13 protein-coding genes are annotated in these 16,167 nt (G+C 67.6%); 11 read left to right on the plus strand and 2 right to left on the minus strand.

What is annotated here, in order from left to right; genetic code table 11:
• Positions 1-70 precede the first annotated feature (70 nt).
• From AC6I6X_RS16900 to AC6I6X_RS16950, 11 genes are all read left to right on the plus strand, one after another.
• Positions 71-577 carry a GNAT family N-acetyltransferase gene (locus tag AC6I6X_RS16900; protein ID WP_497931694.1) on the plus strand — a complete coding sequence of 169 codons (507 nt, stop codon included), beginning with the start codon at positions 71-73 and terminating at the stop codon, positions 575-577.
• Positions 578-756: 179 nt separating this feature from the next.
• Complete coding sequence (locus AC6I6X_RS16905; protein ID WP_497931873.1) at positions 757-1,776, plus strand: thiamine pyrophosphate-dependent dehydrogenase E1 component subunit alpha; 1,020 nt, start codon at positions 757-759, stop codon at positions 1,774-1,776.
• Positions 1,776-2,801: an alpha-ketoacid dehydrogenase subunit beta gene (locus AC6I6X_RS16910; protein ID WP_497931695.1), complete on the plus strand. Its 1,026-nt coding sequence runs from the start codon at positions 1,776-1,778 to the stop codon at positions 2,799-2,801. The genes AC6I6X_RS16905 and AC6I6X_RS16910 overlap by 1 nt, the downstream gene beginning before the upstream one ends.
• 2 nt (positions 2,802-2,803) lie before the next feature.
• A complete protein-coding gene (locus AC6I6X_RS16915) occupies positions 2,804-3,067 on the plus strand; it encodes a lipoyl domain-containing protein (RefSeq protein ID WP_497931696.1) in 264 nt (87 codons plus the stop codon).
• Positions 3,068-3,194: 127 nt separating this feature from the next.
• Positions 3,195-4,319: a guanosine monophosphate reductase gene (locus AC6I6X_RS16920; RefSeq protein ID WP_497931697.1), complete on the plus strand. Its 1,125-nt coding sequence runs from the start codon at positions 3,195-3,197 to the stop codon at positions 4,317-4,319.
• 118 nt (positions 4,320-4,437) lie between these two features.
• Positions 4,438-5,622: a bifunctional sugar-1-phosphate nucleotidylyltransferase/acetyltransferase gene (gene glmU / locus AC6I6X_RS16925; RefSeq protein ID WP_497931698.1), complete on the plus strand. Its 1,185-nt coding sequence runs from the start codon at positions 4,438-4,440 to the stop codon at positions 5,620-5,622.
• A 229-nt stretch (positions 5,623-5,851) separates the two neighbouring features.
• On the plus strand, positions 5,852-7,177 hold the full coding sequence (glmM, locus tag AC6I6X_RS16930; RefSeq protein ID WP_497931699.1) for a phosphoglucosamine mutase: 1,326 nt from the start codon (positions 5,852-5,854) through the stop codon (positions 7,175-7,177).
• A 250-nt stretch (positions 7,178-7,427) separates the two neighbouring features.
• Positions 7,428-9,110: an alkaline phosphatase family protein gene (locus AC6I6X_RS16935; protein ID WP_497931700.1), complete on the plus strand. Its 1,683-nt coding sequence runs from the start codon at positions 7,428-7,430 to the stop codon at positions 9,108-9,110.
• 183 nt (positions 9,111-9,293) lie between these two features.
• Entirely contained in the window at positions 9,294-9,956 is a 663-nt protein-coding gene (locus tag AC6I6X_RS16940) for a helix-turn-helix domain-containing protein (RefSeq protein WP_497931701.1), read from the plus strand.
• Positions 9,957-10,199: 243 nt separating this feature from the next.
• On the plus strand, positions 10,200-11,861 hold the full coding sequence (locus AC6I6X_RS16945) for a right-handed parallel beta-helix repeat-containing protein (protein WP_497931702.1): 1,662 nt from the start codon (positions 10,200-10,202) through the stop codon (positions 11,859-11,861).
• Positions 11,862-12,080: 219 nt separating this feature from the next.
• Positions 12,081-13,718 carry a flippase gene (locus tag AC6I6X_RS16950; RefSeq protein ID WP_497931703.1) on the plus strand — a complete coding sequence of 546 codons (1,638 nt, stop codon included), beginning with the start codon at positions 12,081-12,083 and terminating at the stop codon, positions 13,716-13,718.
• A gap of 26 nt (positions 13,719-13,744) precedes the next feature.
• On the opposite strand, the gene AC6I6X_RS16955 is transcribed toward AC6I6X_RS16950, so the two are convergent.
• Both AC6I6X_RS16955 and AC6I6X_RS16960 read right to left on the minus strand, forming a co-directional pair.
• Positions 13,745-14,932 carry an ATP-binding protein gene (locus AC6I6X_RS16955; protein WP_497931704.1) on the minus strand — a complete coding sequence of 396 codons (1,188 nt, stop codon included), beginning with the start codon at positions 14,930-14,932 and terminating at the stop codon, positions 13,745-13,747.
• Positions 14,933-15,059: 127 nt separating this feature from the next.
• Positions 15,060-16,118 (minus strand): glycosyltransferase family 2 protein, encoded by a 1,059-nt coding sequence (locus tag AC6I6X_RS16960; RefSeq protein ID WP_497931705.1) that lies wholly within the window; start codon positions 16,116-16,118, stop codon positions 15,060-15,062.
• Positions 16,119-16,167 lie beyond the last annotated feature (49 nt).

The following is a 16,167-nucleotide window of genomic DNA, read 5'->3' on the forward strand; positions in this document are numbered from 1 at the left end:
CGTCGACCATCGCTCCCAGCGATCGGGAATCCGGGCTACGCTTAGGGAGGGGCGGCCCCGAGTACCGGACATGGCGACCACGTCCGACTACCCGTCCCAGTTCCCGCGTCCACCGACGACGGTCACCGATCGGGAGGGGCGAACCATCACGATTAGCGAGTACGATGGCGGCCCCGCGCCGCTGGTGGAGATGTACGGGCACTTCGACGACGACTCGCGATCGCAGGGGTTGCCGCCGAGGGACGAGTCCCGGACAGGGGAGTGGATCGACGGCCTCCTCGAGGACGGGCTGAACACCGTCGCGCGACACGGGGACGACGTGGTCGGGCACGCCGTCCTGGTGCCGTACGACGGGACGGCCGAACTGGCGATTTTCGTCCGGCCGGCGTACCAGTCGGCGGGAATCGGTACCCATCTCATCCGGGGCCTGCTCAGACACGGCCAGGACAACGGGCTGACCCACGTCTGGCTGACCGTCGATCGAAACAATCGGATCGCGATGAACCTCTACCGATCGGCCGGCTTCGAGACGACGGCACGCAATCGCGGGGAACACGAGATGGAACTGGACCTGTGAGCCCCGCATCGGACGTGCGTGGGGCCGATCGATAGTCCGGGAGCGATCGCCGGTGTTCGGGCCGCGAACGCGGTCGACGGGGAGTCCGATTTGCGGAGTGCGAACCTCGGATACGCTCAAGTAGGTGGTCGGTGTAGACCTCCGCGGATTCCATGGTAGCCGCTAGCGAATTACAGGCCATGTTCGAGGACATGGTCACGGCTCGGTACTACGAGGAGCGCCTCCAGGAGGAGTACCTGGAGGGGAAACAACCGGCGTTCGACATCTCGGCCGGACCGATTCCCGGCGAACTCCACCTCGCGGCGGGACACGAGGCCGCCGCCGCGGGCGTCTGTCGACACCTTCGCGACGACGATACGGTGACGGCCCCGCACCGGCCACACCACGTCGCGATCGCCAAGGGTGTCGACCTGAAGCGGATGACCGCCGAGATTTTCGGCCGGGAAACCGGACTGGGCGGGGGAAAGGGGGGCCACATGCACCTGTTCGATCCGGACGTCAACTTCGCCTGTAGCGGCATCATCGCCGAGGGCTGTCCGCCGGCGGTCGGGGCCGGACTCGCGGCGAAGAAGCGAAACGAGGACAGCGTCGCCGTCGCCGTCCTCGGGGAGGGCGCGATCAGCCAGGGGGCGTTCCTCGAGTCGCTCAACCTGGCGGCCGTCCAGGAACTGCCGGTCGTCTTCGTGATCGAGGACAACGACTGGGCGATCAGCATGCCCAAAGACCGGATCACCGACGTCGAGGACGGGTCCCGGCGCGCGGACGGCTTCGACATGCCGGGCGTTCGCGTCGACTACGACGACGCGACGGCGGTGTACGACGCCGCGAAGGACGCGATCGGCCGCGCGCGGGCGGACAACGGCCCGACCCTGATGGAGGTTCAGGTCCACCGCCGGATGGGACACTTCATGGGCGATCCGGAGAGCTACCGCCCGGACGCGGACGCGGAAGCCGCACAGGAGCGAGACTCGATCGAGCGACTCGCGGCCGATCTGCGGGCGGCGGACGTTCCGGACGACGATATCGAGGCGATCCGCGAGCGGGCCCACGACCGCGTCGACGAGGCGATCGAGTGGGCCAAAGACCAGCCGGAACCGGAACCGGAAGACGCCTACGAGGACGTCTTCGTCAACCCGCCCTCGGGCGTGACGACCGACGAACCGACTCACGAACTGGCGGAATCAGGGGGTGACGACTGATGGCACAGCAAGAACCGCAGGCGATCGAACGGGAACTGACGATGAGTCGCGCGATGGTCGAGGCGATCGCCCACGAGATGCGCGAGGACGACGGAGTGTTCTACATGGGCGAAGACGTCGCCGACTACGGCGGCATCTTCGACAGCACGGAGGGGCTTCGCGAGGAGTTCGGCTACGATCGGGTGATGGACGTCCCGATCAGCGAGACGGCCTACCTCGGGGCCGCCGTCGGCGCGGCCCAGGCCGGAATGCGGCCGATCGCCGAACTGATGTTCGTCGACTTCTTCGGCGTCGCGATGGACCAGATCTACAACCAGATGGCGAAGAACACGTACATGAGCGGCGGGAACGTCTCCGTGCCGATGGTGCTGACGACCGCCGTCGGCGGCACCTACAACGACGCCGCCCAGCACTCCCAGACGCTGTACGGCACCTTCGCCCACCTCCCGGGGATGAAGGTCGTCGTCCCCTCCACCGCCTACGACGCGAAGGGGCTGATGCACAACGCCATCCGCGACGACGATCCCGTCGTCTACATGTTCCACAAGCGCCTGATGGGGATCGGGTGGATGCCCGCCCCTGACGGCCCCAAGACGCCGGTTCCGGACGAGTCGTACACCATCCCCTTCGGCAGCGCCGACGTCAAGCGCGAGGGGAGCGACGTCACCGTCGTCACGCTCGGCCTCCACGTCCACCGGGCGCTCGAGGCAGCCGAGACCCTCGCCGAGGACGGGATCGACGCCGAGGTGATCGACCTCCGGACGCTCGTTCCGCTGGACACCGAGACGATCCTCGAATCGATCGGCGAGACGGGGCGACTGGTCGTCGTCGACGAGGACTACCGATCGTTCGGGGTGACCGGCGAGATCGTCGCGAGCGCGGCCGAGGAACGCCTAGCCGACCTCGAGGCGGTCGAGCGGGTCGCCGTCCCGGACGTCCCGCTTCCGTACGCCCGGCCGATGGAAGACGAGGTCATCCCGGGCGTCGAGGACATCGAAGCCGCCGTCCGTCGCACCCAGGAGTAACCATGAGCGGAACCGAAGACCGGGTGCCGATCGAGGCGGCCGACGTCTGGCCCGACGACGTCGAGGAGGAGGAAGGCGTCGTCGTCAACTGGTTCGCGAGGGAAGGTCGGCAGGTCGACGAGGGCGAGACGCTCTGTGAGATCCAGGTGGAGAAAGTCAGCGTCGACGTGCCGGCACCCGTCGCCGGGGAAGTGGTCGAAATCGAGCGCGACGAGGACGAGGAGTTCACGCGCGCGGACACGCTCGGATGGATCGACCCCGCCTGACGGGGATCGACCCCGCGGTACGTCTTCGCATTCGATCGGTTTCGTTCCGAAGGCAGCCCGAACGACTCGCGGCGATCGATAGGCGCCGGAACACGTATTCGCCCGGACCCCCTAGGGGTGAGGGGCTATGAACGATCTTCGCACCGGGCTGAGCTACGGGGACGTGCTCCTCGTCCCGAACCGATCGCCGGTCGATAGCCGGAGCAACGTCGACCTCTCCGCGCCGCTGACGCCGTCGATCGACCTTGAGACGCCGCTCGTCTCTGCCGCGATGGACACCGTTACGGAAGCCGAACTGGCGATCGAACTCTCGCGTGCTGGCGGACTCGGCGTCCTGCACCGCTTTCTCACGCCCGAAGAGCAGGCCGATCAGGTCGCGCGGGTGACCGGGGCCGACGAACGGGTCGGCGCCGCCGTGGGGATCAACGAGGACTACGTCGACCGCAGCGCCGGTCTGGTCGAGGCCGGCGTCGACGTCCTGGTTGTCGACGTGGCTCACGGCCACCTCGAACGGACGATCGACGCCGTCGAGACGCTCCGGGCCGAGTTCCCGGAACCCGATCTCGTCACCGGCAACGTCGCCACTCCCGCGGGCGTCGAGGACCTCGCGGCCGCCGGTGCCGACTGCGTGAAAGTCGGTATCGGCCCCGGGTCGCACTGTACCACCCGGAAAGTCGCCGGCGTCGGCGTCCCGCAACTGACGGCCGTCGACGACTGCGCGGACGCGGCCGAGGATCTGAACGTCACGATCTGTGCGGACGGGGGCATCCGCACCTCCGGCGACGCCGTGAAGGCGCTGATGGCGGGCGCGGACACCGTGATGCTCGGGAGCCTCTTCGCCGGCACGGAGGAAGCGCCGAGCGCGGTGGTCGAGGTCGACGGAGCGCTCTACAAGCGATCGCGCGGGATGGCGACGACGACCGCCGCCGAGAAGCGCGACGACAAGGCGAACAACGTCCGCGCGGACGAGGGCGTCGAGGCGCTGACGCCGTACAAGGGGCCGGTCGCCGACGTCGTCGCGGAGTTCTGTGCCGGGATCCAGTCCGGACTCTCCTACTGCGGCGGCCACACGATCACGGAGGCCCGCGACGGGGCCGAGTTCATCCGCGTCGCCCCGAGCGCGAAAGAGCGCGAGGGCTACCACGCCGATCACGACTGGGAGGGCGTCAGCGTGGATAGCGCGGCGACGCCCGTCGACGAATCGCAACTGGCGGACGACGAGACCACCTCGGCCGCCGAGAGCGACGACTGACGGTCCGATCGCGAATCGGACGACGGCGCTCGATCGTCCCCTCGTCCCAGCGGGAGACCGACGGCTACCGCTTTTATTGCCCGTATAAGGAAACCCGATCGGGGCCGACCGGTCGAGCATGCAAACCGTCGTTCTCGCGGCAGGACAGGGAACGCGCATGCGTCCGCTCTCCGAATCGATCCCCAAGCCGATGTTGCCCGTCGCCGGACGGCCGCTGGTCGCACACACCGTCGACGCGGCGATCGAGGCCGGGTCGGACGAAATCGTCCTCGTCGTCGGCTACGAGGGCGAGGTCGTCCGCGACTACTTCGGCGATCGGTACGGGGGCGTCCCGATCCGGTACGCCACCCAGGACGAGCAGGACGGGACCGGGGGCGCTCTGCGCGCGGCGAGCGAGTGTCTCGCGGACGAACCGTTCGCGGTGCTCAACGGGGACGTCCTGTTCGATCGGGAGTCGCTCGCGGCGCTGTTCGACGCGGGGCCGGCCGTCGGCTCGGTTCGCGTCGACGAGCCGTCGAACTACGGGATTCTGGAGGTGTCCGACGGCACCGTCGAGGGAATCGTCGAGAAGCCCGCGGAGCCGCCCGGAAACCTCGCGAACGCGGGGGTCTACGTCTTCCCGGCGGGGGCGCTCGACTGTCTCGACGTCCCGCTGAGCGAGCGCGGCGAGTACGAACTCACGGACGTCCTCGCGCGGGTGCTGGCCGACGCCGACGTCGGCCACGTGGAACTCGATCGCTGGCTCGACGTGGGGCGGCCGTGGGAACTGCTCGAGGCGAACGAGTGGAAACTGGGCGACCTGGAACCGGCGCTTCGCGGGGACGTCAGCGACGACGCCGTGATCGACGGTCCGGTCGTCGTCGAGGAGGAGGCGACGGTCCGATCGGGAGTCGTCGTCGAGGGACCGGCCCTGATCCGATCGGGTGCGACCGTGGGGCCGAACGCCTACGTCCGCGGGGCGACCCTCGTCGGCGAGGACGCGAAGGTCGGCCACGGCGTCGAGGTGAAAAACAGCGTGCTGATGGCCGGGGCCACCGTCGGCCACCTGTCCTACGTCGGGGACAGCCTCCTCGGTCGGGACGTCAACTTCGGCGCGGGCACGACGGTCGCGAACCTGCGCCACGACGACGATCCGGTCGAGATGACCGTCTCGGGGGACCGCGTCTCGACCGGCCGCCGGAAGTTCGGCGTCGTCCTCGGCGACGGCGTCAAGACGGGGATCAACACGAGTCTCAACGCCGGCGTACGGCTCTCGCCGGGAGCGACGACCGCCCCCGGCGACGTCGTGACGAGCGATCGGTGACCGCCGCCCGACTGATACGGATTGCTGTAACTATTTGCCGCCGATCGCCGACCCCGTTCCGATGATCGGCGGTAATTGACTACAGCAGTCCGTATGGAGCCGTAGACGGTCGTCTCGAGTCTCCGTAGCCCCCTCGTCTCTTCGGGGTGCATCCTCGATTCTCCGTAACCTGCAGGTGACCCCGGTTAGCGACGGCATAGTAATCCGGGACTCCGGACTGGGTGAGGGTATGTTCGGAACGAGCGGCATCCGTGGCACTGTTGGGGACGAGGTAACGGCCGCCCTCGCGCTCGACGTGGGGCGTGCGGTCGCGTCCGACGGCTACGATCGGGTCGTCGTCGGGCGGGACGTGCGATCGAGCGGCGAGGTCCTGGTGGACGCGCTGACGGCCGGCCTCCGGGAGTGCGGCGCGGACGTCCTCGAGGCCGGGGTCGCCCCGACGCCGACGATCGCGAGAGCCGTTTCGTGGGCGGACGCCGACGCGGGCGTCGTCGTCACGGCCTCGCACAACCCCGCGCCGGACAACGGACTCAAACTCTGGTCCGCCTCCGGCAAAGCGTTCGATCCCGACCAGCGCGAGGCGATCGCCCGGCGCGTCGACCGGGAGGATTTCGACCTCCAGCCGTGGGACGGTCAGGGCTCGATCGAACCGTTCGCGGACGCGATCGATCGCCACGCGTCGGCACTGCGGGAGGCCGTCTCGATCGACGACCCGCCGAGCGTCGTCGTCGACGTCGGGAACGGGACCGGCGGGATCACCGCCCGCGTCCTCGCCGACGTCGGCTGCGACGTCGTCACGCTGAACGGACAGCGAGACGGGAGCTTTCCGGGCCGGCCGAGCGAACCGACCGCGGAGACGCTCTCCGACCTCTCCTCGCTCGTCGAATCGACGGACGCGCAACTGGGTATCGGCCACGACGGCGACGCCGATCGGATGCTCGCGGTCGACGAGACGGGGACGTTCGTCCCGAAAGACGTGCTACTCGCGCTCTTTGCGCGCGAGGCCGCGACCGACGGCGACGCCGTCGCTGCGCCGGTCGACACGAGCATGGCCGTCGACGACGCGCTGGCCGAGGTCGGCGCGTCGGTGCGGCGAACGCAGGTCGGGGACGTCTTCGTCGCGGAGCGAACCACGGACCCGGACGTCGTCTTCGGCGGCGAACCGAGCGGGGCGTGGATCTGGCCCGAGGAGACGCTGTGCCCGGACGGGCCGCTCGCCGCCTGCAAACTCGTCGGACTCGTCGCCGAACGGGGGCCGCTCTCGGACCTCGTCGCGAGCGTCGAAACCTACCCCATCCGCCGCAGGTCGATCGAGGTCGCGGACAGGGAGGCCGTCGTGGATCGGGTCTGCGATCGCGTCCAGGATCGGTACGAGGACGTCGAGACGCTCGACGGCGTCTACGCCGATCTCGACGAGGGGTGGATCCTCCTGCGTGCGAGCGGGACCGAACCCGTCGTGCGGATCACGGCCGAGGCCCGGACCGAAGACCGGGCCGAGCAACTCGAAGCGATCGCCGTCGAGGTGCTCGAGGACGCGATCGACGCGGCCTCGTGACGTCGCCCGCCGCGACGCCCCGTCACTCCGGGGCCGATTTCGGGCGGCGATCGGGCTCCTCGACGATCGATCGCCCGGTATCGCGAACCACGTTTTCAGGCGGTAGAAGCGTTTAACGAACCGATAATGAAGTGTTCCAGCTACCTCGAACGGGGTAGTTACCCGTGTTGTATCGAACGATACCGCTGCCGCGGTACCGTCGGCAGCGGCCGAACGTATCGACTGGTACCGACCACCTTCCACTGCACCGATGACCCGGACGTTCCGACGAGACGACGACGTATCGAGGAGTACCGCGACCGAATCGACCGGCCTGGAGACGTTGCTCGTCGGGATCGACGCGGGCTGTGTACCCGTCTTCGAGCGACTGTTCGACGAGGATCGGATCCCGACCATCGAACGACTCTGTTCGGAGGGCGTGACCGCGCCGCTCGAGTCCCAGATTCCGCCGTGGACGCCCAGCGCCTGGCCGTCGATCTACACCGGGGTCAACCCAGGGAAACACGGCGCGATCGGCTTCGTCGGCTACGACGGCTACGACTGGCACGTGACGAGCAACGAGGACGTCCGCGAACACCCGCTGTGGACCCTGCTCGACCGCCACGATCGGACGAGCGTCGTCGTCAACGCGCCGGTCACCCACCCGCCGGACGCGTTCGACGGGGCCGTGATCCCGGGCTTTCTCGGGCCCGAGGATCCGCCCTGTCACCCCGACGGCCTGCTGGAGGAGGTTCGCGACGCGATCGGCGACTACCGCGTCTACCCGGGCTACACCCGCGACGACGACTCGCTGTCGGACGTCGCGAAGATCGAGGAGTACCGGCGCCTGATCCGGATGCGCGGCGAGGCGTTTCGCTACCTCGTCGACGAGTACGACCCGGACTTCGGCTTCCTGCAGTTCCAGAAGACCGACACGGTCTTCCACGAGTTCGATGGTGCGGAGCAACACGTCGATCGCGTCTACGAGGCGGCAGACGAACAGATCGCGGCGACGCTCGAGGCCTGTGACCCGGACCGAGTCTTCCTCGTGAGCGATCACGGGATGGGGCCCTACGACGGCTACGAATTCCGGATCAACGAGTTCCTCCGCGACGAGGGCTACCTCGAGACGACGACGGGCGGAAAGGGCATGCCGTCGTGGACGCCGATGCGCAGACGGCTCCGCGAGGGCGAGGAGTGTGACAGCTGGGAGCCCGGAGCGGCCGCCCGAGCGGCCTCCATCGCCGCCCGGTTCGGCGTCACCGCCAGCCGGATCAGGGCCGCCCTCGAACGGGTCGGGTTGGCCGACCTCGCGATCGAGTACGCGCCGGGCGGCATCTCGAGAACGGCGAACGAGCAGGTCGACTTCGCCGAGTCGAAAGCCTACGTGCGTGCACGGACCGAACTCGGGGTCCGGATCAACCTCGAGGGGCGGGATCCGGCGGGCGTCGTGCCGTCCGATGAGTATGAGGAACTCCGCGAGGAACTGATCCGGGTCCTCCAGGGCGTCGAAACGCCCGACGGCGATCCGTTCTTCGAGACGGTCGCGCCGCGAGAGCGGTACTTCCACGGGGCGGCCGTCGAGGACACGGTCGACGTCGTCACGATCCCCGCCGACTTCGAGCACGTGCTCACCGAACAGGTCGGCCCCGGCGACTACTTCGGGCCGGCCGAACCGTGGAATCACAAACTCGACGGCGTCTTCGTGGCGGCGGGCGAGGGCATCGACGAGGACGCCGCGATCGATCGAGCACACATCTTCGACGTCGCGCCGACGGTGATGGCCGCGATGGGCGTTCCCTACAGCGATCGCATGGACGGGAGCGTCGTCCCGGTCGTCGACCCGATCGAACCGACCTCCTATCCGGCGTACGACGGCGACACCGACGGCGACCGTTCGGAACCTGACGCCGACGTGACCGACCGACTGGCCGATCTCGGCTACCTGAACTGAGACGGATCGCTGGCACCGTTCCCGACCCGACCGCGAACACCCGGCGGGTGTGACGGCGAATCGGTACGGCAGACCGTCCGAGCCGATCCGATACCGGTCCGTTCGAGTCGGTGCAACCGTCGTTACTCGCGCTATAAGTAAGGGCCGGAGGGCCGGACGATCGGGTACGACATCGATCTCTCAATGGGATTTATTGCAGAAGTTCACCTCGTCCACGACGAACTGCCGCTGGGGCCGACGATCGAGCGCTGTCCCGGCGTGACGTTCAGATACGAGTACGGGACGACGGTCGACGGGCGACGATTGCACTTCGTGTCCGCCTTCAGCGACGAGTACGGGACCATCGAGGACGCGATCGCGGCCGACCCCACCGTCGCCGACAGCACCCGGGTCGCCACCTTCGAGAACCGGACGATCTATCGCGTCGTGGTCGAGACGGACCTCGAGATCGTCCCCCACCAGTGCGCCGAGCACGGGGTGTTCGTCTTTTCCGTCACGAGCGGTCAGAAAGGGTGGATCGCCCGGGTCCACCTCCCGAACCGCGACGCGCTGACCGCGTTCCAGTCGTGCTGTCGCGACCAGGGTATCTCGTTTCGCATGACCCAGCTGTACGACTCGTCGGTATCCGACGACCGGACCTACTTCCTGACCGAACGCCAGCGCGACATCCTCACGATGGCGTACTACGCCGGCTACTACGAGATTCCGCGGGAGATCACCCAGGACGACCTCGCCGATCGGCTCGAGATTTCGGATTCGGCGGTCTCCCAGCGGCTTCGCCGCGCCGTCTCGGAGCTGATCGCCGCGACGATCGAGCACGAACACTCGCCCGACGAGGTCGGATAATCCCCGATCGGCGACTCGGTGACCCGGCCGCCGGAACCGATCCTGGCTCGTCGAAGCGGGGCTGGCCGTGGCGCGGATTCCCCGCTTAGGTGGGTATTAAACGCCTGCCAGCGGCGTGACGATACCGGTCGACGTCGCGATCGACGGCCGGAGCCGAACTTAAAAGCTTGCTATCCGAATCCATAGTTACTGGACCCCTACATTCCCACTGCAGAGTGGCTATCAATGTCGGACCGAAGTGATATGCGGAATTCGAATCGTGGGGACGTTCCTCGTTCTCGGTCGGATCGTCTGGATGGCGATCGATCGATTGCAGAGGATACGACTGTTTCACAGACTGTGGAAAAACCGACTGTTTCGGAGCGATCGCGACGAACCTTCTTGCAGGGACTCACGGCTGCGGGTACGGCCGGCATCGGACTGTCGACGACTGCGAGCGCGTCGACGTCGGATCCGTACGCGCACTACTACGACGACTACGCCAACGTCGTCGACGTCGTCGAGGCCGGGGCGGACGATACCGGGAACGAATCGATCACGCCCGTGCTCGAGGCCGAACGCGCCGACGACACGCTGTTCGTCTTTCCCGAGGGGCGGTACTTCATGGACGAACAGTTCCGGTTTACGGGGTTCGAGAACGTCGGCTTCGTCGGTGACGGCGCGACGCTGGTGCCGGCCGACTACTACGCGTTCGACGGCCCGCAGTACCGGCTGTTCCGTCTCGGCGTCTCCTACAGTCCCGGTCGACAGCTCCGGTTCGAAGGGTTCGACGTCGATCAGACGGCACCCGACACCGGGATTCGGACGATCGAGGCCTACGTCTCCGATCGGCTCGAAGTGCGTGACGTGACGATTCAGGGCCAGCACGACAGCGGCACCTGGGGGCCGGGGATGTTCAACGTCACCGACTCCGACGGCTGGGGGATCGTCGAACGGTTCCGCGCGCCGGACGGCGGCGAGTGGGTCGAGAACACGCCGAACGACGGGAATCGCTGGCGAGGACCGATCGGGATCGAGGCCAACCAGAACGCGGGAACCCTCGAGTTCCGGCGGTGCTGGCTCGGCGCGTTCCCGAACAACGGGCTCTACGCGGCCGGCGGCGACGGGGAGATTATCGTCCACGGCGGCCTCTACCGGAACAGCAACGGCGCGAACATCCGTGTCGGCGGGCGCGGGAGCGAGGTCCGCTGGCCGACGGTCGAGGTCGACCATACGCGCTCGCAGGACCGATCCCAGCGCGGGATTCGGATGGAGAACGGCCGGAACATCACGGTCCACGGGGCCGCGATCGAGGTGACGTCCCCGAAACCGACCAGCCACGCGATCTCGGTGATGAACACCTGCGAGAGCGCGCGGATCGAGAACACGCGCCTGCAACTCGAGGGGGCGGACGTGAACCACGGGATCGTCGTCTCCCCCGAGGCCGGCGAGACGACGATCGTCGACACGGAGATCACGCACGAGACGGCGGGCGGCTATCCGCTCTGGATCCGGAACAGCGATCGAACCGAGCAGGTGCTCGCCGAGAACCTCACGATCACCGGGCGGGCGGGCGACGAGAGCGGCTTCCGCGACGGCATCCGCTGCGAACGGGACGGCTGTCGCTTCAGTCACATCGAGGTCACGCAGAACGGACGCGACGGCGTCGACCGGAACGCGATCGTCAACACGGCGTCCGATCTCACGGTCTACAAGAGTACCCTCCGTGCCAACCAGTACCCGTATATCGACACCGGGAGCAACGCGGTCGTTCGCGACTCGGACCTCGAATCGTCGGGTGGTCACGAGGCCGTCTGCCTCTATTCGTCGTCGGAGAACCCGGCCTTCAAGAAGAACCGCCTCGTCGACGGGATCCGCGACCTCGGTGCGAGCGGCGTCGTCGTCTGGGAGAACACCTACGAGTGACGGAACCGCGTCGCCGGCGCCCCGAATCGACGTTTCGGCCCTCCCTCCCGCAGAGTCCGAGCCATCGCGGCACCGATTCGCCGTCCCTGGTCGTTTAACCCCCGTATAATAACGCCACGCCGTCGCCCACCTTCCGGTAACCGTGAGTACGTCGGATGCCGAACGAGCGTCGGCGTGGAGAACGCCTCGTCGGTCGGTCGATCGATCCGGGGTGATGCCGTGAACAGGAGTATCGCGAGCGGCGTGGTCTCGGTCGTCAGCGCGAAGGTCGTCGTGCTCGTCGTGACGACGCTCTCCACGCCGCTCCTGTACCGATTTCTCGGTGCATCGGCGTTCGGCGAGTACGCGTTCTTGCTCTCCGTGTTCGCGATCTACATGATCTTCGTCAGTTCCGGGATCACGGACGGCGTCCGGAAGTTCCTCGCCGAGGATCGCGGCGAGGCGAACTGGAGCGAACACGTCGTCGGCTTCTACTTCCGGCTGGCGGTTCTTCTCGCCGCCGTCGGCGCGCTCGTGCTCGTCCTCGCGACCCGGTCCGGGCTCGTCGCCCGCGCGTTCGGACCCGATCTGGCCCCGTACTTCTACGTCCTCGCCGTGCTCGTGATCTCGGCGCAGTTTCGCGACTACGCGCGGAAGACGCTCATGGGCTTCGGGCTCGAGCGGTACTCGGAGCCGCTGAAGATCCTCGACAAACTCGGCTTCGTCGCGATCGCGATCCCGTTGACCTACGCCGGGGTCGGCGTCGTGGGCGCGCTCGCGGGTCACCTGGTCGCGAGCCTGCTCGTGACGGCCGCCGGACTGGCGCTCGTCCACCGCCGGATCTCGCTGTCGTGCGTGTTCACCCGCCCGTCGAACCGGTTTCCGCGACGGAAGATGCTCACGTTCAACTCGCTGAACATCGCGCTCGTCTTCCTGCTGATGTCGCTGTACCACATCGACATCGTGATGCTCCAGCGCTTCAGCGAGAGTTCGGCCGTCGGGAACTACCGGGCGGCGCTCACGCTCGCCGAGTTCCTCTGGTTCGTCCCGCTGGCGATCCAGACGGTGTTCGTCCACTCCACGTCGGAACTGTGGTCGCAGAACCGCCACCGCGAGATTTCGAAACTGGCCTCGCGGACGACGCGGTACACGTTCCTGCTGACGGCCGTCATGGCGGTCGGACTCGCGGCCCTGGCGGACGTCGCCGTCCCGATCTACTTCGGCGAGGAGGCCGTCCCGGCGATCGAACCCCTCCTGCTGTTGCTCCCGGGCGCGCTCGGCTTCGCGCTCGCGCGGCCGATCCTCGCGGTCTCGCAGGGGAACGGCGCTCTCCGGTACCCGATCCTGGCCACCGGCAGCGCGGCCGTTATCAACGTCGTGCTTAACGTCGCGCTGATCCCGCGCTACGGGATGCACGGTGCGGCCATCGCGACCAGCGTGGGGTACGGATCGATGTTCGTCTTTCACTGCTGGACCGCGCGCCTCGTCGGCTTCGACCCCCTCGCGGACGCGCGCCTCGGGCGGGTGGCGCTGGCGACGGCCTTCTCGGCTGCCCCCATCGTCGCCCTCTCGACGGCGATCGCGAACCCCTGGATCGCGCTCGCAGTCGTCCCACCGATCGGGTTCGTCGTCTTCCTCGGGTTCGCACTGCTCGTCGGCGCGCTGGATCCGGCGGAGCCGTTCGAGGTCCTGGCGACGTTCCCGGACCCGATCGGGACGAAGGCGGATGCGATCCACCGGCGGCTCCGGGGCGTGGGTCGCGACGGCTCCGCCCGCGACTGGGTTCAGAGCCTGCTGGTTCTGGCCGGCCTGTCGTTGCTCGTCTCGGGGCTCACCCTCGGCGTCCTGAGCCCCGACCTCCAGTACGTGCTCCCGTGACGATCGGTGCGACGACGGGACGACGGTCAGGTCGATATCGGATCGCTCGACGTCGGGCGGGGAGCCGTTTCGGCGGTCACTGCCGGGAGCGTGAACGCGAACGTCGTCCCCTCCCCCGGCTCCGAGTCGATCCAGATCTCGCCGCCGTGGCGCTCGACGATCCGCTTGCAGATCGCGAGTCCGATCCCCGTCCCCGAGTGCTCTTCCTGGGTGTGGAGACGCTGGAAGACCTCGAAGATGCGTTCCTGATCCGCCGGATCGATTCCGATGCCGCGATCGCGCACCGAAACGATCCACTCGTCGGTCTCCCGTTCGGCGGAGACGTCGATCCGCGGGGGGTCGTCCCCGCTGTACTCGATCGCGTTCGAGAGGAGGTTCTGGAACAGCTGGCGCAACTGTCTCTCGTCGCCCTGAACGCGGGGCAACCCGTCGGTTTCGATCGTCGCGTCGGTCTCCTCGATCCGGAGTTCGAGATCCTGGCGCACGTCCGCGAGCACCGCGTCGAGATCGACGGGTTCGAACGGTTCACCCTGCGTATCCACGCGCGAGTACTCGAGCAGGCCGTCGATCATCTCTTTCATTCGCTCCGTTCCGTCGATGGCGTACTCGATGAACTCCTCGCCGTCGTCGTCGAGGTCGTCGCCGTACCGCCGCTCGATAAGTTGCACGTAACTCGACACCATCCGGAGCGGCTCTTGCAGGTCGTGCGAGGCGGCGTAGGCGAACTGCTCGAGGCGTTCGTTCGACTCTTCGAGTTGCCGTTGCGTGCGTTCCAGCAACTGGTTTTGCCGTTCGGCTCGATAGGCGTTCGTCTTCGCCTGCGAGGCGTACCACCCAACACCGTATCCGGCGACGGCGCTGAACCCGGTGAGGATGAGGACCGATCGGACAGGGTTCGAGAGGCCCGGTCCGGGCTGGAAGTCGTAGAGCCCGAGAATGGCGAGCATCGCCCCGATGCCGAGGAGACACCACCTGGCGATGACGGGATAGAATTTCGGGTGGATGTCGGTGCGGGGCAGTCGGTAGCCGCCGACGAAGAGGACGAGTCCGGACCCGCCGATGAAGCCGGCGACGATGAGGCTGTTCGACAGGGACATCTCCGGGGGCATCGGTGCGACCGCCCAGCCCACAGCGAGTAGGAGGTACAGCACGCCGAGAGCGAGAATCAGTCGTCTCCCGCCAGTAACGGGTGCGAAGCGGCCCCTGCGGTCCATTGCCGTAACTGATCCGGCGTCGATTATAGCCCTTTTGTGTCGTCAAGGACGCCGTTCAGATATACAGACTGGTCTGGCCGGACCACTTGCGGAGACGTCGAACGACGGCGTACGGATCGCCCGAACGTTACTGGATCTGCGCCTCGAGGTGTTCGCTCTCGGCCATGTCGAACACCATCGCGAACAGCAGGAACGCGACGCCCGCGAGGAACAGCAACAGGCTCGTCGACCCCTGGACGATCGGCGCGCCGATCGCCGAAAGCGCGGTCCCGACCGTCAAGAGTGCGCCGAGCACGCCGATCGCGGCCGTCCCGGCCCCGACGAGGTAAAACAGCGCGAGCGGGTGGAAATCCAGGACGAGGTACTTCGTCTTCAGCCGCCACAGGAAGTTCCCCAGGAGCATCAGCGAGACCTTCGGGATGTACTCCGCATAGGCGATGCTCGACTCCTCCTCGCCGTAGACGGCCGGCATCGCCACGTCGGCGACGCGCATCCCGCGGACGTTCAGTTTCACCAGCAGGTCGTTGCAGTAGCCGTAGTACTCGTAGAGGTTCTCGACCTCGATCGCGGCGAGCGCGTCGTGTGAGATCGCGGTGTAGCCGTTCTGGGGGTCCATCGTCTTCCAGTAGCCGGACGCGATCTTCGTCAGGACGGAGAGGATCGCGTTTCCGACGAACCGGAAGCGCGGCATCGCCGCCCGGTACTCCGCCGAGAGGAGCCGGTTCCCCTTCGCGTAGTCGGCCTGGCCCTCGACGATCGGATCGAGCAACCGGGACATCTGCGAGAGGTCCATCTGTCCGTCCGCGTCGACCGTGACCGTCGCGTCGACGCCGTCGGCGAGCGCGGCGAGGTACCCGGTCTTGATCGCGCCGCCCGCACCGCGGTTCTCTCGGTGCTGGATCGGGACGACGCGACCGATCGCGTCGTGGACCGTCGCCCGCGCCGCGAGGGCGGACGTGCCGCCGTCGGCCACGAGCGGACCCACGTGCTCGGCGTCGTCCGTCGCCGTCGTCGCCGCGTCGTCGTGTGCCGCCTCGCGGATCTCGTCCCACGTGCTGTCGGTCGATCGATCGTCGATCGCGTAGATTCGATCGACGAACGCGGGCATCTCGCGGATAACGTCGCCGACGAAGCCAGCCTCGTTGTAGGCGGGCAACACGACGCCGACGGTCGCGTCCCGGTACATCAGCCGCCCTCCGTCGCGACCCGCTGTTCGACGGCGACGCTCCCGGGGA

The sequence above is a fragment of the Halosolutus sp. YCN4 genome, assembly GCF_059736495.1.